Annotated in this window: 21 protein-coding genes; 5 read left to right on the forward strand and 16 right to left on the reverse strand. The window is 64.8% G+C overall.

Annotated features, from left to right (window positions below; translation table 11 throughout):
- Window positions 1–45: 45 nt before the first annotated feature.
- Both JOD78_RS21915 and JOD78_RS21920 read right to left on the reverse strand, forming a co-directional pair.
- The gene (locus tag JOD78_RS21915) at window positions 46–414 is read right to left on the reverse strand and encodes a YraN family protein (protein WP_121041258.1); all 369 of its coding nucleotides are present in this window, start codon (window positions 412–414) and stop codon (window positions 46–48) included.
- Between the two features lie 7 nt (window positions 415–421).
- The gene (locus JOD78_RS21920; protein WP_121041256.1) at window positions 422–1,687 is read right to left on the reverse strand and encodes a penicillin-binding protein activator; all 1,266 of its coding nucleotides are present in this window, start codon (window positions 1,685–1,687) and stop codon (window positions 422–424) included.
- A gap of 13 nt (window positions 1,688–1,700) precedes the next feature.
- On the opposite strand from JOD78_RS21920, the gene rsmI reads away from it, so the two are divergent.
- Entirely contained in the window at window positions 1,701–2,615 is a 915-nt protein-coding gene (gene rsmI / locus JOD78_RS21925) for a 16S rRNA (cytidine(1402)-2'-O)-methyltransferase (protein ID WP_134134201.1), read from the forward strand.
- Window positions 2,616–2,759: 144 nt separating this feature from the next.
- Here rsmI and JOD78_RS21930 read toward each other — a convergent pair whose 3' ends face one another.
- The 6 genes from JOD78_RS21930 to JOD78_RS21955 form a co-directional block, all read right to left on the reverse strand.
- Window positions 2,760–3,968, reverse strand: coding sequence for a septal ring lytic transglycosylase RlpA family protein (locus JOD78_RS21930; protein ID WP_209569556.1), 1,209 nt, complete (start codon window positions 3,966–3,968; stop codon window positions 2,760–2,762).
- Window positions 3,969–4,142: 174 nt separating this feature from the next.
- Window positions 4,143–5,252, reverse strand: a complete 1,110-nt coding sequence (rodA, locus tag JOD78_RS21935) for a rod shape-determining protein RodA (RefSeq protein WP_034340689.1) — start codon at window positions 5,250–5,252, stop codon at window positions 4,143–4,145.
- 40 nt (window positions 5,253–5,292) lie between these two features.
- Window positions 5,293–7,266 (reverse strand): penicillin-binding protein 2, encoded by a 1,974-nt coding sequence (mrdA, locus tag JOD78_RS21940; RefSeq protein WP_121041252.1) that lies wholly within the window; start codon window positions 7,264–7,266, stop codon window positions 5,293–5,295.
- 19 nt (window positions 7,267–7,285) lie between these two features.
- A complete protein-coding gene (gene mreD / locus JOD78_RS21945) occupies window positions 7,286–7,795 on the reverse strand; it encodes a rod shape-determining protein MreD (RefSeq protein ID WP_034340686.1) in 510 nt (169 codons plus the stop codon).
- The gene (gene mreC, locus JOD78_RS21950) at window positions 7,792–8,871 is read right to left on the reverse strand and encodes a rod shape-determining protein MreC (protein ID WP_209569554.1); all 1,080 of its coding nucleotides are present in this window, start codon (window positions 8,869–8,871) and stop codon (window positions 7,792–7,794) included. Before mreC ends, mreD begins: the two co-directional genes overlap by 4 nt.
- Window positions 8,872–9,197: 326 nt before the next feature.
- The gene (locus JOD78_RS21955; protein WP_006465688.1) at window positions 9,198–10,241 is read right to left on the reverse strand and encodes a rod shape-determining protein; all 1,044 of its coding nucleotides are present in this window, start codon (window positions 10,239–10,241) and stop codon (window positions 9,198–9,200) included.
- A gap of 359 nt (window positions 10,242–10,600) precedes the next feature.
- Here JOD78_RS21955 and gatC point away from each other — a divergent pair, with 359 nt between their 5' ends.
- The 3 genes from gatC (at window position 10,601) to gatB (ending at window position 13,949) form a co-directional block, all read left to right on the forward strand.
- Complete coding sequence (gatC, locus tag JOD78_RS21960; RefSeq protein ID WP_134223901.1) at window positions 10,601–10,903, forward strand: Asp-tRNA(Asn)/Glu-tRNA(Gln) amidotransferase subunit GatC; 303 nt, start codon at window positions 10,601–10,603, stop codon at window positions 10,901–10,903.
- Window positions 10,904–10,976: 73 nt separating this feature from the next.
- Complete coding sequence (gene gatA, locus JOD78_RS21965) at window positions 10,977–12,443, forward strand: Asp-tRNA(Asn)/Glu-tRNA(Gln) amidotransferase subunit GatA (RefSeq protein WP_034340678.1); 1,467 nt, start codon at window positions 10,977–10,979, stop codon at window positions 12,441–12,443.
- Between the two features lie 45 nt (window positions 12,444–12,488).
- A complete protein-coding gene (gene gatB, locus JOD78_RS21970; protein ID WP_134134197.1) occupies window positions 12,489–13,949 on the forward strand; it encodes an Asp-tRNA(Asn)/Glu-tRNA(Gln) amidotransferase subunit GatB in 1,461 nt (486 codons plus the stop codon).
- Window positions 13,950–14,020: 71 nt separating this feature from the next.
- On the opposite strand, the gene JOD78_RS21975 is transcribed toward gatB, so the two are convergent.
- Complete coding sequence (locus JOD78_RS21975; RefSeq protein WP_209569552.1) at window positions 14,021–14,944, reverse strand: cupin-like domain-containing protein; 924 nt, start codon at window positions 14,942–14,944, stop codon at window positions 14,021–14,023.
- A gap of 155 nt (window positions 14,945–15,099) precedes the next feature.
- Here JOD78_RS21975 and JOD78_RS21980 point away from each other — a divergent pair, with 155 nt between their 5' ends.
- Complete coding sequence (locus tag JOD78_RS21980) at window positions 15,100–15,990, forward strand: TauD/TfdA family dioxygenase (RefSeq protein ID WP_209569550.1); 891 nt, start codon at window positions 15,100–15,102, stop codon at window positions 15,988–15,990.
- 4 nt (window positions 15,991–15,994) lie between these two features.
- Here JOD78_RS21980 and JOD78_RS21985 read toward each other — a convergent pair whose 3' ends face one another.
- From JOD78_RS21985 to JOD78_RS22015, 7 genes are all read right to left on the reverse strand, one after another.
- The gene (locus JOD78_RS21985; RefSeq protein ID WP_209569548.1) at window positions 15,995–17,569 is read right to left on the reverse strand and encodes a methyl-accepting chemotaxis protein; all 1,575 of its coding nucleotides are present in this window, start codon (window positions 17,567–17,569) and stop codon (window positions 15,995–15,997) included.
- Between the two features lie 220 nt (window positions 17,570–17,789).
- The gene (locus JOD78_RS21990) at window positions 17,790–19,283 is read right to left on the reverse strand and encodes a M81 family metallopeptidase (protein ID WP_209569546.1); all 1,494 of its coding nucleotides are present in this window, start codon (window positions 19,281–19,283) and stop codon (window positions 17,790–17,792) included.
- Between the two features lie 37 nt (window positions 19,284–19,320).
- The gene (locus JOD78_RS21995) at window positions 19,321–20,580 is read right to left on the reverse strand and encodes a Zn-dependent hydrolase (protein ID WP_121041398.1); all 1,260 of its coding nucleotides are present in this window, start codon (window positions 20,578–20,580) and stop codon (window positions 19,321–19,323) included.
- A 35-nt stretch (window positions 20,581–20,615) separates the two neighbouring features.
- Complete coding sequence (locus JOD78_RS22000; RefSeq protein ID WP_034340657.1) at window positions 20,616–21,320, reverse strand: ABC transporter ATP-binding protein; 705 nt, start codon at window positions 21,318–21,320, stop codon at window positions 20,616–20,618.
- Window positions 21,317–22,084 (reverse strand): ABC transporter ATP-binding protein, encoded by a 768-nt coding sequence (locus JOD78_RS22005; protein ID WP_121041236.1) that lies wholly within the window; start codon window positions 22,082–22,084, stop codon window positions 21,317–21,319. Before JOD78_RS22005 ends, JOD78_RS22000 begins: the two co-directional genes overlap by 4 nt.
- Window positions 22,081–23,079 carry a branched-chain amino acid ABC transporter permease gene (locus tag JOD78_RS22010; protein ID WP_209569544.1) on the reverse strand — a complete coding sequence of 333 codons (999 nt, stop codon included), beginning with the start codon at window positions 23,077–23,079 and terminating at the stop codon, window positions 22,081–22,083. The genes JOD78_RS22005 and JOD78_RS22010 overlap by 4 nt, the downstream gene beginning before the upstream one ends.
- Window positions 23,080–23,131: 52 nt before the next feature.
- The gene (locus tag JOD78_RS22015) at window positions 23,132–23,998 is read right to left on the reverse strand and encodes a branched-chain amino acid ABC transporter permease (RefSeq protein ID WP_034340650.1); all 867 of its coding nucleotides are present in this window, start codon (window positions 23,996–23,998) and stop codon (window positions 23,132–23,134) included.
- Between the last annotated feature and the right edge of the window lie 55 nt (window positions 23,999–24,053).

Genomic DNA, 24,053 nt, shown 5'->3' on the forward strand with positions numbered 1-24,053 from the left:
ACATGATACGCCAGCCGCCCGTTGTCGCGCCAAAACGGCCGCTGTTCAAGCCTCGATGGCGTTGCGCAGCCACTGCAACCGGCCGCCTTCCACCGTCACCACGTCGAAGCGGCAGGCCGGCAGGCGCGCTTGTCCTTGCAGCCAGACCTGGGCGGCCACCAGCAGGCGCCGCTGCTTGGCCGGCGTGACGCTGGCGGCCGCACCGCCATAGGCGCTGCTGGCGCGGGCGCGCACTTCCACGAAGACGATGGTGCTGCCCTCACGCAGGATCAGGTCGATCTCGCCGCCCTTGCAGCGGAAATTGCGCTGCACCAGCTGCAGGCCCTGCGCCTGCAGGTAGGCCAGCGCCCGGTCTTCGCCGTCGTCCCCGGTGCGCTGGCGCGCCGTGCGCCGCAGCGGGCTGCCTGGCGCCATGATGGCCTCAGTACTGGTCGGCCATCGGCACCGGCCAGCCATCCTGGTAGACGGCCTGGGTTTCCTGGCGTTGGAAGAAGGTGGTGCCGCCGCTGACCATGTTCACGTTCAGCCGGCCGGTGACGCCGTCGATGTCGAAGCCGGATTGCTTCTGGGCGATGCCATAGGCCACCCGGTAGGCATCGATGCCCAGCGCGTACAGGCGCGCCAGGTCGGGATTGGGACGCTCGTTGTCATTGACGGCCGGGCGCGGGTAGCGGGCCACGGCCACGTTGTCCGGCTGCAGCTGCCAGGGGATGTCGATCAGGCGCACGCCATCGAGTTCGGGCAGCTTGTCATTCGGGTTGTCACGCTTGAGGGTGAAGGGATTGATCTGCGAAGTGCCGTACAGCGGCAGCTCGTTGCCGACGGCGCTGCGCAGTTGCACGGTCTGCGCCGCATCCAGGGCGACGAAGATCAGGGCCGGCTTTTCCTGCTCCACGCGCTTGGCCAGTTGCGCCAGGCCGGGCGCGGAGAGGGCGTTGGAGGGCGTGCTCAGTTCCAGTGTTTCCACCTGCAGTCCGAGCTGGCGCGCGCGCAGCTGGAAGGAGCGGGCGGCGCGCTTCTGCCAGGCGGTGCCGGTGGAGATGGCGAAAATCTTGCCGGGGGCCTTTTCCTTCTCGACCCAGTTGGCGACCTGGCGCGCTTCCTCGTCGATGGACAGGCCCACGGCCAGCATCTGCGGTGGCAACTGCAATTCGGTTTCGCCATTCATGTCGGGCTGCGCCAGCGCCACCGTGGGTTTGCTCACGCGCCCGCTCTGCGCCACGGCGGTGACGGCGCTGCGCGAGAGCGGGCCGACCACGATGTCGAACTTGGCGGATGCGTCGTCATAGGCACGCTGCATGTCGGGGGCCGAGTCGCCGGTTTCGACGATGGCCAGCTGGATGTTTTCCTTCTGGCGCGAATAGGCCGTCAGGAAGCCCGTGCGCACGGCATCGGAAGCCGCGCCGAAGGCACCGCTGCGCGAGGGCAGCAGCAGGGCCACGCGCACGGGTGTCGGGGTAGCTGGGGGTGGCGGCACAGCGGGTGCGCCGATGGCGGCTGATTCCATCTCCGGGGAGGTGCCCGGCGGCAGGGCCAGCGGGGCGGGGTCGGCAGCACCAGGCGTGGCAGCCTGGGCCAGCAGAGGTACACTGTCGGCTGCTGCGGCGCTGGCCGTGATCATCCATGGTGCCAGCATGCCTGCCAGCAGGGCCGCTTGCGCGGTCATTTTCTTCCAACTTGTGAACATCCCGCCCCCTCCAATGAATCAGAATTCCAGCGTCGCCGCCTCCATCCTGCAGGATGCCGCCCAGCAAAGCTATCCGGTGTCGGCATTATATGTGCTGGCCACGCCCATCGGAAACGTCTGCGACATCACCCTGCGCGGCCTGCATGTGCTGGCCATTGCTGACGCGGTGGCCTGCGAGGATACCCGCAATACCAGCCAGTTGCTGCAGCGTTATGGCCTTTCCAAGCAGTTGCTGGCAACCCACGAACACAATGAGCGCGAAGCCGCCGCCAAGATCATTGAACGCCTGCAGGCCGGCCAGCGCGTGGCCCTGGTCTCGGACGCCGGTACCCCGGCCATCTCCGACCCCGGCGCCCGTGTAGTGGACGCCGTGCGCGCCGCAGGGTTCCAGGTCATCGCCTTGCCCGGTGCCTCGGCGGCGGTGACGGCCTTGTCGGCTTCGGGCCTGACCGATGCCCGTTTCCACTTCGTCGGCTTCCTGCCAGCCAAGACCCGCCAGCGTGAGACCGCCTTGCAGGAACTGGCCGCGCTGCAGGCCGCGCTGGTGTTCTATGAAGCCCCGCACCGCATCGTCGAGACCGTGCAGTCCATGCTGCAGGTCTTCGGCCCCACCCGCCAGGTGGTGCTGGCGCGCGAGCTGACCAAACTCTTCGAGCACATCCACCGCTGCCCGCTGGGCGAGGCCGTGGCCTGGCTGGAGCAGGATGCCAACCGCCAGCGCGGTGAATTCGTGGTCTTGCTGGAAGGGGCGCAGCCGGTCGAGGGGGAAGATGCCGAGGGCGAGCGCGTCTTGCGCATCCTGCTGGAAGAGTTGCCGGTCAAGCAGGCGGCGGCATTGGCCGCGCAGATCACCGGCCAGAAAAAGAATGCCTTGTATGAACGCGCCCTGCAGATCCGCCAAGGCGCGCAAGAGGACGAGGACGCCTGAAGCCGCACAGGCGCCCGGTTCAGCCCGTTCGGGCGATCAAATGAAGTTTTTTGCGGGGCCGCCCCTGCATCGCCCGCCACGCCGCCCTGCGTTGAAATGCCTCTGCAGGGCGGGTGAAGAAAATTCCCAAAAACCGAAGTCGGCTCAACGCTCCACGATGAACGGCGTGCCGGCACTGCGCTGGCGCACCAGCATGGCCGCGTTCTGCGCTGCCGGACGGGTCGGGTAGGGGCCGGCATAGAGGCGATAGAGTCCGTTGACCTGCACCGCCTGCATGCTGTCGACGATGCCGGAGAGGCTGGGCAGCAGCTTGTCGCGCGCCACCAGGGCATTGGCTTCCTGCGAGTAGGCACCGAACTGCAGGTAATAGCCGGCCGTCAGCGGCACCGCTTGCGGCATGGCCGGCGAAGGGGCCGAGCCGCTGGCCACGGCATTGATGATGCCACCGCCCCCGGCCATGCCCGCGCCACCGGCGGCGCTGCTGGTGCTGGCATTGATGGGCTGTACCGCCGCCACGGTCGGCTGCGGTGGCAGGCTCTGCGCGCTGACCGTATTGATTTCCACCGGTCCGGTGGACACACCCTGCCCACCGGCCCCGGTATCGGCCGCCCGGTTGATCGGATCGGCCGCCGCCAGCGTGGTGCCGCCGCCATTGCGGCGTGCATCGGCCATGCGCTGGGCTTCTTCCGGCAGGATGCGCTCGACTTCCAGTTCGCTGCTACCCGTACCGAGGTAGCCGAGCTTGAGCGCAGCCGTGTAGGAAAGGTCGATGATGCGGCTCGAGTGGAAGGGCCCGCGGTCATTGATGCGCACGATGACCTGCTTGCCGGTCTTCAGGTTGGTCACCCGGGCGTAGGACGGGATGGGCAGCGTGGGATGCGCGGCCGTCATTTTGTACATGTCGTAGAGTTCGCCCGAAGAGGTCTTCTGGCCATGGAATTTCTTGCCATACCAGCTGCCCACGCCGCGCTGGATGAAGGGCTGGTTGTTGTCCGTGATCGGCACGTAGGTCTTGCCGAACACCGCATAAGGCCGGCTGGCGGCCTTGGAGACTGGTTCCACCTGGGGTTCGGCATCGGCCACGTCCAGGAGGCCATCGGGGATGTGATCGCCCGGGCCGTCATCCTTGTAGTAGCCGCCGCGCCCCGAACCCGCCGCCGGCAGCGCCGGGACGTTGGAGGGCCGGGTACTGGCGGACTTGGTGGGGGTGGCCGGTGCCTGGGCGGTCTGGCGCGGGGCCTGCTGGCTGGTGCCGCAAGCGGCCAGCAGCAAGGGCAGCAGCAGCGTGCCCCAGCGCAGGGCGCGGCCCAGTGAGGCGCGCGGGTGGTGATGGTCTAGAGTGGGTGTTTCCATGGGCTGTCCTTGGTCAACAGTCGATGCGCGGGGCCTGGTGCTTGCGGGTCCCGGCCGGAATGTTCGCAACGATACCAGACTGCAATGCACCGAGGCTGACAACTCGTCAGTACAGCAAGTTCACGAATCCTCGCAAACTTGTCATTAATGCAACAAGAAAAGTACGCGTTTGGATCAGCTTTGAACCAGTTTGCGATGGCGCTGGATGCTCATCAGGATGCCTGCGCCCAAGCCCAGCGTGACCAGGGCGGTGCCGCCATAGCTCATGAAGGGAAGAGGAACGCCCACCACCGGCAGGATGCCGCTGACCATGCCCATGTTCACGAAGGCATAGGTGAAGAAAATCATCGTGATCGCCCCGCCCAACAGGCGCGTGAACAGCGTGGGCGCATTGGCCGTGATCATCAGGCCGCGCCCGATCAGGAGCAGGTACAGCACCAGCAGCACGCAGTTGCCGATCAGTCCGAACTCCTCCGAATAGACCGAGAAGATGAAGTCGGTGGTGCGTTCGGGGATGAATTCCAGGTGCGTCTGGGTGCCCATGAGCCAGCCTTTGCCCGTGACGCCCCCGGAGCCGATGGCAATGGTGGACTGGATGATGTGGAAGCCCTTGCCCAGCGGATCGGAGGTCGGGTCGATGAGCATCATGACGCGCTGGCGCTGGTAATCGTGCATGAAGGACCACACCACCGGCAGGCTGGCTGCGCCTGCCACGAAGAGTCCCAGCAGGATCTTCCAGGGCAGGCCGGCAAAGAAGATGACGTAGAAGCCGGCCGCCAGCACCAGCAGACCGGTGCCCAGGTCAGGCTGGCGGATGATCAGAAAGCCCGGGATCAGCAGCAGGATCGCCGCCACCAGGAAGGCATCCCAGCGCAGCATGCCTTCGCGCTTCTGGAAGTACCAGGCCAGCATCAGCGGCATGGCGATCTTCATGATCTCGGAAGGCTGCACCACCATGCCGATGTTGAGCCAGCGGCGCGAGCCCTTCTTGATGATGCCGAACAGCGCCACCGCGATGAGCAGCGTCACCCCCACCGTATAGACCGGCACGGCCAGCCGCAGCAGCAGCTGGGGCGAGACGTTGGCGGCTACCCACATGACGATGAAGGCCACCAGGATGTTGCGCAGCTGGTCTTCCACCCGGCCGGGGAAGTTCATGCCAGCCGAATAGAGGGTGACGATGCCCACCGACAGGATCAGGAACACGATCAGCGACAGCGCGCCGTCGAACACCGTCAGGTGCGGCTTGATGATTTGCCACAGGGGCGGACGTTGCAGGCTCATGCCGGCTCCTCGTGCGTACTGCTTGTTGCGATGTCAGACCTCATTCCTGCACATCCGGCTGGACCGTCGGCGTGTTGCTGCTGCCGGCGTCTTCGGAGGTGGGACCTTCGACCGGGGTATCCGGGCTCACCGCCTCGGGCGCGACCGACTTGATCGGCTCATTGGGGCGCTTGCCCAGCATGAAGTAATCCATGGCCTTGCGTACCAGCGGGGCGGCCACGCCGGCGCCCCAGCCACCGTTCTCGACGACGGCCGCAATGGCGATGCGCGGCGCGTCGGCCGGCGCAAAGCCGATGTAGAGGCCGTTGTCGTGGTAGATGCGCGAAAGCTTTTTGGAATCATACTTCTGGTTCTTGGCGATGTTGACCACCTGCGCCGTACCGGTCTTGCCACCTGACTCGTAGGGCGCGCCCCGGAAGGCGGCTGCGCCCGTGCCTTCCTTGACCACGCCCACCATGGCGCGCTTGATGAAGTCGATGTTTTCCTGCTTCAGCGGGATGCGATAGCTTTCCTTGGGCACGGTCTCTGTGCGCTCGTGGGACACCCCGTCCTCGATGATCTTGACCAGGTGCGGCTTCATCACCACGCCATTGTTGGCCAGGATGGAGGTCGCCTGCGCCAGTTGCAGCGGGGTGAAGCTGTTGTAGCCCTGGCCGATGCCCAGCGAGACGGTATCACCAGCGATCCAGCGTTTCTGCTCGGGTTTGCGGAAGGCGGTGCGCTTCCACTCGGTGGAGGGCAGGATGCCGCGCTTCTCGTGCTCCAGGTCGATACCGGTGATCTGGCCGAAACCGAAGGGCTTCATGAAGTCATGGATGGCATTGACCCCCATGTCATTGGCCAGCATGTAGTAATAGGTGTCGCAGGAGATGGCGATGGAGCGGTACATGTCCACCACGCCGTGGCCACCTTCCTTGTCGTCGCGGAAGCGGTGATTGCCCAGCACGAAGAAGCCCGGATCGCGGATGGCATCCTGCGGGCGGCGCTTGCCCAGTTCCAGCGCGGCCAGCGCCATGAAGGGCTTGTAGGTCGAACCAGGCGAATAGAGGCCCGACAGCGGGCGGTTCAGCAGCGGACGGTCGGGCGACTTGTTCAACTCATCCCAGCTCTGCTGGTCGATGCCTTCGACGAACAGGTTGGGGTCGTAAGAGGGCTGGGAGACATAGGCCAGGATGTCGCCGGTGGCCGGGTTGATCGCCACCAGCGCGCCCTTCTGGTCGCCGAAGGCTTCTTCGACCACCTTCTGCAGCTCGATGTCGATGGACAGGATCAGGTTCTTGCCGGGCGTGGCCGGGGTGCGCGAGAGCGAGCGCACGGCGCGTCCGCTGGCCGAGATTTCCACTTCCTCGTAGCCGGTGGTGCCGTGCAGCTGGCTTTCGTAGCTCTTTTCCAGGCCTTCCTTGCCGATGTAGTCGGTGCCGTTGTAGTTGGCTTCGTCGTCGGAGTCGGCAATGCGTTCGGCATCGCGCTGACTGATGCGGCCGATGTAGCCGATCACGTGCGCGGCGGTCTTGCCGTAGGGATACTGTCGGAACAGGCGGGCCTGCACTTCCACGCCGGGGAAGCGATAGCGCTGGGCGGTGAACTTGGCCACTTCCTCATCGGTGAGGCGGGTGCGGATGGGCACGCTCTCGAAGTTCTTGGATTCTTCCTGCAGGCGGCGGAAGCGGCGGCGGTCGCGCTGCTGGATTTCCACGATGGTGCCCAGCTCATCGATGAGGTCATCGATGTTGGTCTTGATCTTGGAGGGCGTGATTTCCAGCGTGTAGGCCGAATAGTTGCGCGCCAGCACCACGCCGTTGCGGTCCAGGATCAGGCCGCGGTTGGGCACGATGGGCACCACCGAGATGCGGTTTTCCTCGGCCTGGGCGGCGTAGGCATCGTGGCGCACCACCTGCAGCCACAAAAAGCGCGCCAGCAGCAGGCTGAAGCACACCAGTACCAGGACGCTCGCAGCCAGCAGGCGCATCCGGAACAGCCTCAGCTCATGCGCGGTATTCTTGAATTCGGTCATGCTGCTTGCACCTGGCCCCTCAGATGGGGCGGTTCTCGTCGCGGTCCACCGCGCGACGCTGCGGCGCCAGCAGCAGGACGCTCACCACCGGCCACAGCAGGGCCGAGACCAGGCTCTCGCTGAAATAGAACCAGTCCGGCGACTTGCCCGTCACCAGCAGCTGGATCACCAGTTGCACCGCCTGCGCCAGCAGCATCAGCGGCAGCACGTGCAGCGCCTGGGTGCGCAGCGGGAACCACAGCACGCGGCGGTGGATCATGATGGCGAAATACGACAGCAGGGTGTAGGCCAGCGCGTTCTCGCCCAGCAGCGTGGCTTCGTTCACATCCATCAGCAGGCCCATCATGAAGGCCACGCTGATGCCGACCTTGCGCGGCTGGTGGATGTTCCAGAACACCAGCGCCAGCGCCACGAAGTCGGGCACGCCGACCATCTGCCCCCAGGGCATCAGGTTCAGCACGAACGCCACGATCAGGCTGAAGGCGATGAACAGCGGACTGGCCGGCAGGAGGATGTATTGGTTGTTCATCGTGCGGATTCCTTGGCGGCCGGTTTGGCGGTGGCTGCAGCAGCAGCCGGGGTGGCCGGAGCCGCCGCTGCCGCAGGCTTGGCCGGCGGCGTCACGTTGGCGGCCCCTTTGCGGTCCTCGGCGGGCTTGTCCTTGGGCGTGGCGTTGGCATCCTCGGCGCTGTTGTCGCGGGTGCTGTCACGCAGGCGACGCTTGAAGAGCTTGGCCGATTTTTCATCGATCACGTCCGGCTCCGGACGCGGCGGCAGGTTCTGTTGCACCAGCAGGATCAGCAGCTGGCGATGACGGTCGATGCCGGCCAGCGGACGGCACACGATGCGCGCGAAAGAGTCCGCCGAACGGGTTTCCACCAGCGCCACGCTGGCCACCGACAGGCCCGGCGGATAGACACCGTCGATGCCCGAGGTCACCAGCACGTCACCCTTCTGGATATCGGCGTTGGCCGGCATGAAGCGCAGGTCCAGCGCGCCGGTCTGGCCGCGGCCGTAGGCCACGCTGCGCAGGCCGTTGCGCAGTACCTGCACCGGGATGGCCTGGTCCTTGTCGGTCAGCAGCGTCACTTCGGAGGAGAACGGAAACACCCGCGTCACCTGGCCCACGATGCCGACCTCGTCGATGACCGGCTGGCCGGCCGTGACGCCCTGTTGCGAGCCGCGATTGAGGATGATCTTGCGGGTGAAGGGATCGCGCGCATCGTAGAGGATCTCGCCGACGATGGACTTGACCGGCACCTTCTGCTGCATGTCCAGCAGCTTGCGCAGCTGCACGTTCTCGGCCGCCAGCAGGCGTTCCTGCTGCATCAGCTGGGCGTTGACGATCTGCTGCTGGCGCAGCTCGCGGTTTTCCTTCTGCAGCGAGGCCAGCGAAGAGAAGTATTCGGACGAATTGGTGAAGGCGTCGCGCGGCACCATGGCCACCGTCTGGAACGGATAGAGGGCCGTGCCCAGCGCCTGGCGCAGCGTGCCCAGCACGTGCATGCGGGCGTCGACCACCAGCATCACGACCGAGATCAATGCAAAGACGGTCACGCGCACCCGGGCCGAAGCGCCCTGCTTGAAGAGTGGTGGGATTTCCATGGCGTCAGGCCGCCTGCAGGGTCACACCAGGTGACCGGCTGCAGGCGGATAACTCACTTCCTGCGTCGAAAACGGTAACAAAAAGGGGAGCCGAGGCGCTCTGGCGACCCCGTACCCGCCGACGCTGCATCGGGTGCGCACGCGGGGTGCGCATCCTGTGGCTGGTCGGTGTGAACGGCGTCATATCGAACGGTTCGGTTCCCCACTCATCCGGCAGTACATCGCTGCCGGTTCATGCTTGCTGCCCGGGCCTGCTGTCCGGCAGGCCCATGTACTTTGATGCTGCTGTACTTTCTGCTGTGGCTGTTCTGCGACTTCCGGCCGGCTTATTCGGCCGAGAAGATCGAACCCAGCTTGTCCATGCGGTCCAGCGCCATGCCCGAGCCGCGCACCACGCAGGTCAGCGGATCTTCGGCCACGATCACCGGCAGGCCGGTTTCTTCCATCAGCAGGCGGTCCAGGTCGCGCAGCAGCGCACCGCCACCGGTCAGCATCATGCCCTTTTCGGCGATGTCGGCACCCAGTTCCGGCGGGGTCTGTTCCAGCGCGTTCTTGACGGCCGAGACGATGTTGTTCAGCGGATCGGTCAGGGCTTCCAGGATTTCATTGCTGGAGATGGTGAAGGAACGCGGGATGCCTTCGGACAGGTTGCGGCCCTTGACTTCCATTTCCTTGACTTCCGAGCCGGGGAAGGCCGAGCCGATTTCCTTCTTGATCGCTTCGGCGGTCTGTTCGCCGATGAGCATGCCGTAGTTGCGACGGATGTAGTTGACGATGGCTTCGTCGAACTTGTCGCCGCCCACGCGCACCGAACCCTTGTAGACCATGCCGCCCAGCGAGATGATGCCCACTTCGGTGGTGCCGCCGCCGATGTCGACCACCATCGAGCCGGTGGCGTCCGAGACCGGCAGGCCCGAGCCGATGGCGGCGGCCATCGGTTCCTCGATCAGGTAGACCTGGGATGCGCCCGCGCCCAGTGCGGATTCGCGGATGGCGCGGCGTTCCACCTGGGTCGAACCGCAGGGGACGCAGATGATGATGCGCGGGGAGGGGCGGAACAGCTTGGAGTCATGCACCATGCGGATGAATTGCTTCAACATCTGCTCGGTGACGGTGAAATCGGCGATCACGCCGTCCTTCATCGGGCGGATCGCCTCGATGTTGCCGGGCACCTTGCCCAGCATCTGCTTTGCTTCCTTGCCGACCGCCTGGATGGTCTTCTTGCCGTTGGGGCCGCCTTGCTGGCGGATCGCCACCACCGACGGCTCGTCCAGCACGATGCCATGGCCGCGCGCGTAGATCAGCGTGTTCGCGGTGCCGAGGTCGATCGCCAGATCGTTGGAGAAGTAACTGCGGAGAAATCCAAACATGAGTTGTCCTGATGCGCCCGCGAGGGGGCGCCTAGCTTTTTGATAGGGGGAGGTGTCCGTTCATGCTGCGGCGACGCGAAAATCAGGCGCCTGCAAGGCATTAATCCGACATTCTACCTTATAATTCTCGAGAAACCAGCAAGCCGGTTTGCCAAAAATGTCAGCATTCCGGGACCTTCCGGCCGCCATCTGGCGCGGGTTTGCCGTTTTTTACGCCCACCACGCCATGACCTGGCCGACCTGCCGCGCAAGCGAACTTGCCCCCGGCAACGAGGCTGCGGAAAACGCCTTGCGGCCGCAGCGGCTACGGGTCTTCCAATTTCAACATCACGCGGCGCGCCCGGCGCGTCCTTTCGACCATGTCTCTAGCCCTTTCCGACGTCAAACGCATCGCCAACCTGTCCCGACTGGAGCTCACCGAGGCCCAGGCCGGTGCCACCCTGGACAAGCTCAATGGCATCTTTGCCCTGGTGGAGCAGATGAAGGCCATCGATACTTCCGGCGTGGAACCGCTGTCGCACCCCATCGCCGCCATCGAACCCGCGCTGGCACTGCGCCTGCGCGAAGATGCCGTGACCGAATCCAATCGCCGCGAGGACTACCAGCAACCGGCCCCGGCCACCCAGGATGGCCTGTACCTGGTGCCCAAGGTCATTGAATGAATCCGGCGCTTCGCGCCAGCCACCGTCCGCTTCCGGCCCAGCCGGCCCGCAAGACCGCAGCGTAACCGACTCCATGCACAAGCTCACCCTCAAAGAACTGTCCGCGCAACTGCAAGCGCGCAAGATTTCCGCCACTGAACTGGCGACCCTTTTCCTGGACCGCATTGCGGCCAGCGACCTCAATGCCTTCCTGCATGTGGACCGCGATCTGACCCTGGCGCAGGCCAAGGCTGCCGATGTGCGCCTGGCAGGCAATGATGCCGGTCCTTTGACCGGTGTGCCCATTGCACATAAGGACATCTTCGTCACCCGCAACTGGCGCACCACAGCGGGTTCGCGCATGTTGCAGGATTATGTGAGCCCCTTCGATGCCACCGTGGTGGAGCAGTTCAACGCGGCCGGTACCGTCACCTTGGGCAAGCTCAACTGTGACGAATTCGCCATGGGCTCCAGCAACGAGAACTCGTTCTACGGTGCGGTCAAGAACCCCTGGGACAAAACCGCCATCCCCGGCGGCTCCTCCGGCGGCTCGGCCGCTGCCGTGGCCGCGCGCCTGGCACCGGCCGCTACCGCCACCGATACCGGCGGCTCGATCCGCCAGCCGGCCTCGCTGTGCGGCGTGACCGGCATCAAGCCGACCTATGGCAGCGTGTCGCGCTATGGCATGATCGCCTTCGCCTCCTCGCTGGATCAGGGCGGCCCGATCGCCAAGACGGCCGAAGACTGCGGCCTGCTGTTGAACGCCATGACCGGCTTCGATGAACGCGATTCCACCAGCCTGCAACGTCCCAAGGAAGATTTCACCCGCTCGCTGAACCAGAGCCTGCAAGGCCTGCGCATCGGTGTGCCCAAGGAATTCTTCGGTGCCGGCCTGGCCGCTGACGTGGAAGCGGCCGTGCGCGCTGCCCTGGCCGAGTTCGAGAAGCTCGGTGCGACCCTGGTCGAGATCTCGCTGCCCAAGACCGAGCTGTCGATCCCCGTGTATTACGTGATCGCCCCGGCCGAAGCCTCGTCGAACCTGTCGCGTTTCGATGGCGTGCGCTACGGTCACCGCGCTGCCGACTACAAGGACCTGGCCGACATGTACAAGAAGTCGCGCGCCGAAGGCTTTGGCGACGAGGTCAAGCGCCGCATCCTGGTGGGTTCCTACGTACTCTCGCATGGCTACTACGACGCCTACTACCTGCAGGCACAGAAGATCCGCCGCCTGATCGCCGAGGACTTCCAGCGCGCGCTGGCTGGCGAGAACCGCCAGTGCGACGTCATCATGGGCCCGGTCTCGCCCACCGTCGCCTGGGACCTGGGCGACAAGACCGACGATCCGGTGGCCAACTACCTGGCCGACATCTTCACGCTCTCCACCAGCCTGGCCGGTTTGCCGGGCATGTCCATTCCTTGCGGATTCGGACAGGGCGAGAAGAACGGCAAGCGTCCGGTCGGCCTGCAGATCATCGGCAATTATTTCGACGAAGCGCGCCTCTTGAACGTGGCGCACCAGTTCCAGCAGGCCACCGACTGGCACCTGCGCGAACCGGCCTGATCGCTGGCTCTCGTCAACTACAACAGCATTCGCAAGGACAACATCATGCAGTGGGAAGTCGTCATCGGCCTCGAAACGCACACGCAGCTTTCGACCCAATCCAAGATCTTCAGCGGCAGCTCGACCCGCTTCGGTGCCGAGCCCAACACCCAGGCCAGCCCGGTGGACCTGGCCTTGCCGGGCGTGCTGCCGGTCCTGAACAAGGGCGCGGTGGAACGTGCGATCCAGTTCGGCCTGGCCATCGGCGCCACCATCGCCCCGCGCTCGGTGTTCGCGCGCAAGAATTACTTCTATCCTGACCTGCCCAAGGGCTACCAGATCAGCCAGTTCGAGATCCCCGTGGTGCAAGGCGGCACCATGTCCTTCGCCGTCGAGAAGGACGGCAAGACCGAGATCAAGACCATCAACCTGACCCGCGCCCACCTCGAAGAAGACGCCGGCAAGTCCCTGCACGAGGACTACCAGGGCATGACCGGCATCGACCTCAACCGCGCTGGTACGCCCTTGCTGGAAATCGTCACCGAACCCGAGATGCGCAGCGCCGCCGAAGCCGTCGGCTACGCCAAGGCCCTGCATTCGCTGGTGGTGTGGCTGGGCATCTGCGACGGCAACATGCAGGAAGGTTCCTTCCGCTGCGACGCCAACGTCTCGGTGCGTCCGGTCGGCCAGGAGAAATTCGGCACCCGTTGCGAGATCAAGAACCTGAACTCCTTCCGCTTCCTGGAAGAGGCCATCAACTACGAAGTGCGCCGCCAGATCGAGCTGATCGAGGACGGTGGCACCGTGGTCCAGGAAACCCGCCTCTACGATCCGGACAAGAAGGAAACCCGTTCCATGCGCAGCAAGGAAGACGCGCAGGATTACCGTTACTTCCCCGACCCCGACCTGCCGCCGCTGGCCATCTCGCAGGAGTGGATCGAGCGCGTCAGGACCACCATGCCCGAGCTGCCCGCCGCGATGCGCGAGCGCTTCGTGGCCGAGTATGCGCTGCCGGAATACGATGCCATGGTGCTTACGCAATCCAAGGGCATGGCCTCCTACTTCGAAGCCGTGGTGGCTGCCGCGGGCAAGGACCAGGCCAAGCCGGCCGCCAACTGGCTCATGGGTGACGTGGCCTCCACGCTCAACCGCGAAGACACCGACATCGCCGACGCGCCCGTGAAGGCCGCGCAACTGGCGCTGCTGCTGAAGCGCATCGCCGATGGCACCATCTCCAACAAGATCGCCAAGGAAGTCTTTGCGGGCATGTGGGAAGCCAGGTCCGACAAGGATTCCGTGGCTGATGACATCATCAAGGCCAAGAACCTGACGCAGATCACGGATAGCAGCGCGCTGGAAGCCCTCGTGGACCAGGTGTTGGCGGCCAATGAAAAGTCGGTGGCGGAATTCCGTGCCGGCAAGGAACAGGCCATCAACGCCCTGATCGGCCAGGCCATGAAGGCCACACGCGGCACGGCCAATCCGGCGCAATTGACGGAACTGCTGCGCAAGAAGCTGGCGGGCTGATACAAGGCCCTTGCCTGATAAAGCAGCAGCGCAATGAACCCTGCGTCCCGCAACGGACGCGGGGTTTTTTCTTATGCAGCCAACACCAATGGCCGCCCCCGCGCCCAGCGATTGCTCGACAGCGAGAAGGTCAATGAACTGACCTGGTGATACCAACCCGCCGGGATGTAGAGCATCTCTCCCGACTGCACTTCGCAGCACACCAGTGCCGCCTGGCGCGCCAGCGGGAAGCGCTCCAGGTCGGGATGATCGGGGTCGAAGGGCGAACCGAACAGGATGGCATTGGCCTCCTTCGGATAGAGATACTGGTCATGATGCGGCGGTGCCAGCCAGACGCGCTTGCTGCCCCATACCTGCGCGAAGACATTGTCGTCATAGTCGCAATGCAGCGGCGTGATGCAGCCGGCCGGGCCGATCCAGAAGCGCGGCGGTCCCATCTTCTCGAAGAAGTTGGGCCAGTGACACAGGCGATTCAATTCCCGCAATTCCAGGTTGCCCAGATAGGGCGGCAGCCCGCTCTCATCGGCCAGCGCCTGTTCCAGGTAATCGACCAGCGTCATGTCCTGCATGGCCCGGTCGGGAGCGAAGGCGGTGTTGATGTAGTCGCCCACGCGGGCCCGCACCGGCAACTGGCCGAAGTGTTCCCGCAGCGCTTGCACCGACATCGCCGAGAGCGGCCAGCGGCTGGCCATGCCCGTCATGATGAACGGCAATCCCGCCCGCGCCCGTTCACGGAAGGCCGCCGTTTTCTGCGGACCAATGCGCGCGATCTCATGCACCGCAGGCAACACCGCACTGGCCGCACGGATGGCCTCACGCATCTCGGCCACCGAACTCACGCCACGCACCTGGGCATCGCGCTGGTCGCGCGCAGCCTTGCGTGCCGCAGCTTCCTCCGCGCTCAGGCCGCTGACGTCGGGGCGTGGCGGCAGGGACCTTGCCGCAGCATGGGCGGTTCCGGGGTGAAGTGAAGGAGAAGGCTCGGACGGTTTCATCCTCGCCATTTTAATGGGGTTGCGGCAGGCCCTATCTCGTTTGCTGCATAAGGATATGAATTATTCTTACTTGTACCGGGGTAGCCGGGGGAGTGTAATAAGCGTTTGGCCAGCCGGACATGCGCCGGGCTGGTACCGCCTACACAGGAGCCCCCATGTCGGTCGCCACACTGGAACGCACGCATCAGTCGCAACAACACTTCGAAATCCGTCCTTTCGACGCCCCGCTGGGCGCGGAAATCGTTGGCCTGGACCTGAACCTGCCGGTCTCGGCGCAAGAGCTGGCGCGCATTCGCGGTGCCCTGGTCGAGCATGGGGTGGTGGTGTTCCGCGAGCAGCGCATCACGCCGCAGCAGCACATCGATTTCAGCCGCCGCTTTGGTCCCCTGCAGGTGCACGTGCTGAACCGTTTCCACCTGGCCGGGCATCCGGAGATCCTGATCGTCTCCAACGTGGTCGAGAACGGCAAGCCCATCGGCCTGGTCGATGCCGGCGCGGACTGGCACTCGGACCTGTCCTACATGCCCAAGCCCAGCCTGGGCGCGCTGCTGCATTCGCAAGAATTGCCCGCTGAACGCGGCGATACGCTCTACGCCAATACCGCTGCCGCCTGGGACAGCCTGCCCGCTGCGCTCAAGACCCAGCTCGAAGGCAAGCGCGCCGTGCACTCCTACGTCTACCGCTACGAGCGCCTGCGCAAGCTCTCGCCGTGGCGCCAGCCGCTGACGCAGCAGCAGATCGATGAGGTGCCGCCGGTGGAGCATCCGGTGGTCATCACCCATCCGGAAAGTGGCCGCAAGATCCTGTTCGTGAGCGAAGGCTTTACCTCGCACATCATCGGCATCCCGCGTGACGAAAGCGATGCGCTCCTCAAGGAACTGCACGCCCACATCACCCGTCCGGAGAATGTCTACACGCACCAATGGCAGGCGCATGACATGGTGTTCTGGGACAACCGCAGCACCCAGCACTACGCCGCCATCACCCCGCAACACCTGCGCCGTACGCTCTATCGCACCACCGTCGAAGGCGACGTGCCGCGTTGAGCGATTACTGAGGGCGCGCTGGCGCGTCCGCTACCAAGGTGGTATCGAGACGAAACACGCTGACCGCCTCGGTCAGCGAGGCCGCCTGATCCTGCATGGAGCGCGCCGCCGCCGCCGCTTCTTCCACCAGCGCCGCATTCTGCTGCGTGGCTTCATCGATATGGGTGATGGCCAGGTTGACCTGTTCGATGCCATCGCTCTGTTCCTGGCTGGCCAGCGTGATCTCGCGCACGATCTCGGTCACGCGCGCCACGCTGTGCACCACCTCCTGCATGGTGTCACCGGCCTGGGCTACCAGGCGGCTGCCGTCGCCGACCTTTTCCACGGAATCCCCGATCAGCTGCTTGATCTCCTTGGCCGCCGACGCTGAACGCTGCGCCAGCGAGCGCACTTCGGAGGCCACCACCGCAAAGCCGCGTCCCTGTTCCCCCGCGCGCGCCGCTTCCACGGCGGCGTTCAGGGCCAGGATGTTGGTCTGGAAGGCGATGCCATCGATCACGCCGATGATGTCGGCGATCTTCTGCGACGAAGCGTGGATCTCGCCCATGGTCGCCACCACCTGCTCCACCACCGCACCACCCTGGCTGGCCACCTGTGAGGCCGATGCGGCCAGCGCATTGGCCTGGCGCGCATTGTCGGCGTTCTGCTTGACGGTGGAGGTGAGCTGTTCCATGGCCGATGCGGTCTCTTCGAGCGATCCGGCCTGCTGTTCCGTGCGCGCCGACAGGTCGAGGTTGCCGGTGGCAATCTCGCGCGAGGCGACGTTGATGGTCTCGGTGCCGGAACGCACCCGCCCCACGATGTCCTGCAGGTTGCCATTCATGGACTTGAGCGCGGCCAGCAGCTGGCCGGTTTCGTCCCGGCTATTGGCCTCGATGCGCGAGGTGAGGTCGCCTGCGGCCACCGTTTCTGCGATGCTCACCGCCTGGTTCAGCGGGCGCGTGATGCTGCGCGTGAGCAGCCAGGCCAGTGCCGTGCCCAGCACGATTTCCAGCGCACCCAGCATCAGCAGCATGCTGCGGCCGGAACGATAGTCGCCGTTGATCTCGCTGGCGGCCTGGTCGATCACCTTTTTCTGGTAATCGGCGTAGCGCAGCACGCTGTCGGCGTACTCATCCATCATCTTCACCAGCGTGGTATCGGTCATCTCGCGGGCGCGTGCATCGTCGCCGGCGGTCTTGATGTCGAAGATCTTTTGCCGCGTATCGCGATAGGCTGCACGCAGCTTGCCGACTTCCGCGAAGAGACGCTTTTCCTCGGGATCGGTGATGGCCGCTTCCACTTGCTTCTGCAGCTGGCTGATCTTGGCCGATTGCGCATCGATCTGCTTCTGGAAGTATTGCTGGAAGGCATCGTCATCACTCTTCATGACGGCGAAGGTGCGCACGCCGTTTTCCTTGATGGCCGCATGCCACTGTACGGCATCGCGTTCTTTCTTCAGCGCGATCTGGGTCATCTCGTCGGTGGCGTCCCCGATATTGCCCAGTCGCCACACGCCCAGGCCGACCATCACGGCCATCAACATCAGCAAGGCAATGAAGCCGATGGCCAGGCGTACGCCGATCTTGAGGTTTTTCATTCCGTCTCCCCTGATTGAGTGATGCGACCGGCGGCTGGTGTGCTGTTTTTCTGTTGTGAACGTGAGCCGGGCGCTGGCAGCAAGGACGGGCAGCCCATCCTTGCTGTCTTTGCAGGCTAACACAGGCCCTCCCCGGCACGGCACAACTCGGGAATATCCCGATACCGGGGTGTTGTATTACGGCAAAGCCCATCGGCCCGCAGCGCAAGCCCGGTGCGTGTTACCAGTCCATGGCCGGATCCAGCGGATAGATCGGACGGCGCACCTTCTTGATCGGGAACAGCCTGAAATTGGCGCTGGTCGGGCCGCCGCTGTCGGAGTCGCACTCTACCAACGCGCGGCTGATGGGCACGAAGACCGGACGGCAATACATGCGCGACTTCAGGATCAGGAAGGCTTGCTGCGCCGGGTCCAGGCCCAGGCTGGTGAAGACGCCAAGGTCATACGGTTCGACCCGCTCTTCAGTGATGACGATGCGCGCTGCACCGATGTCCAGCAGCACGCTGCGCCCCATCTGCAAGGTCGAGCCGGTGTAGATCGGCCCGGTGACGGTGAAACGGCCATCGCTGATGGCCGATACCTTTCCGGTATAAACCGGCGGCGTCTTGCTGATGCCCTGCGCAGCCAGGTCCACCTTGTTGCCCACGGCCAGCGTGACGGTCGCACCCACCCCGGCCTGCACCAGCTGCGCCACCGCTTCCGGGTCGCTCACCGGGCCCACGGCAATGCCCGTGAGACCCGCCTGCAGAGCGCCTTCCAGCACGTCCATAGTGTTGCAAGTACCGCCCGACATGACGTTGTCGCTGTGATCCAGCAGCAGCACCGGCCCTTGTCCCGGTCCCTCGCTCAGTGCACGGGCCTGCGCCAGCGATTCGGCCAGCGGCAGGCTGTCATAGACGAAGTCGTCACGTTCATTCCAGATCTGCCGCGCGATGCGCTCGGCCACGGCATCGGCCAGTGCGGTGTCGTTCTCGGTCACCACCACCACCGACATCCCCGCATCGCGGAAATCCGACAGCGGGAAGCCCGCCAGCACTGACACCGCCAGCACGCCCGCTTCCTGCTCGGCGGCTTTGGCCGCTTCCACAGCGCGCTGCATGGCCGAGGCCGAGGTATTGCTGGTCAGCGTGGCCGACAGCACCGGCACCTGGCGCCAGGCCATCGTTGGCTGCGACTTGCCCTGCAGCCGTGCCAGCAGCAGGCGGCCGGCATGCTCGCCGGTCTCGAACATGTCGATGTGCGGATAGGTCTTGAAGCTGACGATCACATCGGCATGCGTGACCATCTTTCGCGTGACGTTGCCATGCAGGTCCAGCGCCACCGCCATGGGCGTATCGGGCGCGATGCGGCGGATGCGTTCGAGCAGCGTGCCTTCGCCATCCTCGGCGTTCTCGGCCACCATGGCGCCATGCAGGTCCAGCAGGATGGCATCGCAGCCACCTTCAATGGCACGCACGATGGCGTCGCACATCACCGTGTAGGCATCGGCCGCCACCGCCGCACTGGGATTGGCCCATGCAGCCAGCGGCGTGACGATCTCGGCGCCGGTCTGTTCGGCCAGTTCGAGGAAGGCGCCCATCGCGGTGCGCGCACCCTTCTGGTCGCGATACGCTTCGGCATCCCATTGCGGGGCGAAGGCTTCAAGGGGTGTGGGAATCGGCGAGAAGGTATTGGTCTCGTGATTCATGCGTGCAATGACGATTTTCGGTTTCATGTTCAGTTTTTTGCATCAATCCAAATTCATGCAATGATCAGTCGGCGACCACGCCCGCGCTGGCCAGCATGGCCTGCAACAGCACGTTGCAGCCGGCTTCGAGGTGTTCGGGGCGGGCGTCTTCGATCTCGTTGTGGGAGACCCCATCCTTGCAGGGCACGAAGATCATGCCTGCCGGTGCCAGGCGTGCGGCATAGATGGCGTCGTGTCCCGCGCCGGAGACCACGTCCATGGTCTTGTAGCCCAGCGCGGCCGAGGCCGCGCGCACGTTGTCCACGCAATCCGGATGGAAGGGGCAGGGCGGGAAGTACGACACCCGCTCCAGTTCGATGGACAGCCCGGTCTTCTTGCGCATCGCTTCCAGGTAGGCCAGCAGGTCTTCATGCATGCGCGTGAGCGAGTCCTCGCTGACGTTGCGCAGGTCGATGGAAAATTTCACCTGCCCCGGAATCACGTTGCGGCTGTTGGGCATCACCTGCACCTGGCCCACCGTGCCGCGTCCGTAAGGCGGATAGCGGTTGGCGATGGCCACTACTTCCTGCATGATGAAGGTCGATACCTGCAGCGCATCCTTGCGGATTTCCATCGGGGTCGGCCCGGCATGCGATTCAAAACCGGTCACCGTGCAGTCGTACCACGACAGCCCCAGCACCGCCGGCACCACGCCGATGACGGTATCGGCATTTTCCAGCACCGGTCCCTGTTCGATGTGCGCCTCGTAATACGCACCGATGGGATGGTCGCCGCAGACCTGCTCACCGATGTAGCCGATGCGTTCCAGTTCGTCGCGCACCTTCTTGCCGTCGATATCGGTGGCGTTGTAGGCATGCTCCAGCGTGAAGGCCCCGCAGAACACGCCCGAGCCCATCATCACCGGCACGAAGCGCGAGCCTTCTTCGTTGGTCCATACCGCCACTTCGATGGGAGCCTCGGTCTGGATGTTGTGCTGGTTCAGCGTACGGATCACCTCGATGCCGGAGAGCACGCCGTAGTTGCCGTCGAACTTGCCGCCAGTGGGCTGCGTATCGATGTGCGAGCCCGTCATCACCGGCGGCAGCGCATTGTTGCGGCCGGGGCGGCGCATGAAGATGTTGCCGATCTGGTCCACCACCACGCTCATGCCTTCAGCGCGCGCCCAGGACGTGACCAGGTCGCGGCCCTGCTTGTCGAGGTCGGTCAGGGCCAGGCGACAGACGCCGCCCTTGGCAGTGCCGCCGATGCGGGCCAGTTCCATCAGTGAATCCCACAGGCGCGTGCCGTCGATGCGCAGGGTGGAGGCTTGTGTTTTCATGTCCATATCGAGTCCTTGTTCGGGTTGGTGCGCGGCAGCCATCATGCCGCCAGATTCACGCCCAGATAACGGTCCTTCACGCCATCATCGGCCAGGAAGGCGGCATTGCTGCCGCTGTAGACGATGCGTCCCTGTTCGACGATGTAATGCCGGTCAGCCAGTTGCGTACACACTTCCAGATTCTGTTCCACCAGGATGATGGACATCCCGGTCGCCTTGATCTGCCGCAGCTGCGCCACGATCTCGTCCACGATTACCGGGGCCAGGCCTTCGACCGGTTCGTCCAGCATCAGCACGCGCGGATGCGTCATCAGCGCGCGTGCAATGGCCAGCATCTGCTGCTCGCCGCCGGAGAGCTGGCCGCCGCCATTCCTGCGGCGCTCCTTCAGGCGCGGGAAGATGGTGTAGACCTCGTCCAGCCCCCATGCGGATTCCTTGCGCGCGGCCATGGTCAGGTTCTCTTCCACGGTCAGCAGCTTGAAGATGCCGCGATGCTCCGGCACCAGGCACACGCCGCGGGCCGCGATCTTGTAGGAGGGCAGGCCGCTGATGACCTGGCCTTCAAACAGCACGCGTCCCTGCGCCGGCGGCACCACGCCGACGATGCTTTTCAAGGTCGTGGTCTTGCCCGCGCCATTGCGTCCCAGCAGGGTCACCACTTCCCCGGCATCGACCTGCAGCGACACGCCCTGCAGGATGTGGCTCTTGCCATAGTAGCCGTGAACGTCTTCCACTTGCAGGATCATGCTTTGCCTCCCGTGATCATGCTGCCGAGATAGGCCCGGCGCACGCGTTCATCGCTGCGGATCTCGGCCGGCTTGCCCTGCGCCAGGATCTGGCCCAGCTGCATCACCGTGATGCGGTCCGAGATATCCATCACGATATCCATGTTGTGTTCGATCAGCACCACCGTGTAGTCGCGCCGCAGTCCGTGGATGAGCTGTTTCATCTCGGCGATGTCGTCGATGCCCATGCCCGAGGTCGGCTCGTCCAGGAAGATCACCTTGGGCCGTCCGGCCATGGCCATGCCCACCTCCAGCCTGCGTTGCTGTCCATGTGAAAGTTCTGCACAGGCCCGCTCCGCCACCGCCTGCAGGGACAGGCGCGCCACCAGCTCATCGGCCAGTGTGCATGCGGCAGTGAACTGTTCGGCACGTTTCCAGGGATTGAGTGCGGCCAGCGGGGAACGGCCCTGCGCAGCCAGCCGCAGGTTCTCGCGCACGCTCAGGTTGGGGAACAGGCTGGTCACCTGGAAGGAGCGCGCCAGTCCCTTCTGCACCCGGCGGTTGCCCGGCAGGTGCGCCACTTCCTCGCCCTCGACCAGGATGCTGCCCTCGGTGATGGGTGTGGTGCCGGTCAGGGTATGGAACAGCGTCGTCTTGCCCGCGCCATTGGGACCGATCACCGAATGCACGGTGCCGGCCTCGATGTCCAGCGTGATGCCGTTGACGGCGGTGAACTTGCCGTAGCGCTTGGTGACGTTGAGCGCTTGCAGGATGGGGCGGCTCATGAGTGCTTCTCCTTGGTCACGGTGGCGGCCTGTGGCGCGTCATCCTTGCGGCCGCGCGCGGCATCGATCAACTTCATGGCCAGGCCGAACAGGCCCTTCTGCATGTAGAGGCTGACCGCAATCAACAGCAGCCCCAGCAGCATCAGCCAGCGCGGCCACAGCGTGGAGAGCCAGTTGCCCACCAGCACATAGAAGCTCGCGCCCAGCACCGAGGCAAACAGGTTGCCGGTGCCGCCGATGACGGTCATCACGAGAATCGCTTCACTGGTGTGATATTCGATGTTGGACAGCGGTGCCACGCCGGTCATCATCGCGTGCAGACCACCGGCCAAACCGGTGACCGCGCCCGAGATGACGAAGGCCGCCAGCTTCAGCAGCCGTACGTCATAGCCCAGCGCCGAGGCGCGCGCTTCGTTCTCGCGCACCGCCAGCAGGGTCTTGCCGAGTACCGAATCGACCACGCGCTGCAGCAGCCAGAACACCAGCACGAACAGGATGGCCACCACCGTGTAGTACTGCCACGAGGAAGTGGTCGGCAGCAGCGTGATCCCGAACAGCGATAGCGGCGGGCGCGGGATGTCCAGCAGGCCGTTGTCGCCGCCGGTGACGTCCTTCATCGTATAGGCGAGGAAATAAAACATCTGGGCGAAGGCCAGCGTGAGCATCACGAAGTAGGTGCCGCGCTGGCGGATCGAGAACCAGCCCACCAGCAGCGCTACCAGCGCGCCGCCCACGGCAGCCAGGGCCAGTGCGGGCAGCAGCGCGAGCTTCAATTGCAGCAGCACCACGCCGGTGGTATAGCTGCCCACGCCAAAGAAGATGCCCTGGCCAAAGGACATCAGGCCGGTATAGCCCAGCAGCAGGTTGCAGCCCAGCGCGGCCAGGGCGAACACCAGCACTTCGGTAGCCAGCGTGCCGGAAGGCAGCAGCAGCGGCAGCAACAGCACCACGGCGGCGGCCAGCAGGGTGTAACGGAAATGCGCAATCTGTTTCATGAAAGCCTCTGTGCAGAAAACGTCAGGTGGCGTCAGGTGACGTAATGCGGCCTCAGGCCGCGCCTGGCCGGCCCAGCAAGCCATTCGGACGCAGCAGCATCACCGCCGCCATGGCCACGTAGATCATCAGGTGCGCCCCTTCGGACCAGACCGTGCTCATCACGCTCTGCACGATGCCGACCAGGATGCCGCCGATGAGCGCGCCCCAGAAGCTGCCCAGCCCGCCGACCACCACCACCACGAAGGCGATGCCCAGCGCCTCGACGCCCATGAAGGGATCGGCCCCGCGTATCGGCGCGGCCAGCGCTCCGGCCAGCCCGGCAGTGGCCGCCCCCAGGGCGAAGACCAGGCTGAAGATGCGCTGGATGTTCAGGCCCAGGAGGCTGACCATTTCGGTCGATTCCGACCCGGCCCGCACGATCGAACCCAGGCGCGTGCCTTCCAGCACCCACCACAGGAGCAGCGCCATGACGGCGGTCAGGCCGATGACGAAGAGGCGGTACTTGGGATAGACGAAGCCGCCCCACATCACCACGCCCTGCAGCAGATCCGGCGGCGAGACATTGTTGCCCAGCGGTCCCCAGACCGAGATCACCGCTTCCTGGATCACCAGCGCCATGCCGACCGTGAAGAGGATGTGGAAGTGATGCGGCAGGGCATACACGTGGCGCAGCACGAAGCGCTCCACCACCCAGGCGAACAGGCCCACGGCGGCGGGGGCAATGAAGAGCGACCACCAGAAATCCAGACCGCGGCTGGTGGCCTCGTAACAGAGATAGGCGCCCAGCAGGAAGAAGGCGCCATGCGAGAAATTGACGAAGCGCAGCAGGCCGAAGACGATCGACAAGCCCACTGCCAGCAGGAAGTAGAGCATGCCGATGCCCACGCCATTGGCGATCTGCAGCAGATAGATGTTCATGGAACCTCGTGACGATGATGCAGCAAATGCGGCCTGTCCCCGCAAGCGGAGGACA

This window comes from Herbaspirillum sp. 1130 (assembly GCF_017833835.1).
Classification (GTDB): domain Bacteria; phylum Pseudomonadota; class Gammaproteobacteria; order Burkholderiales; family Burkholderiaceae_D; genus Herbaspirillum; species Herbaspirillum huttiense.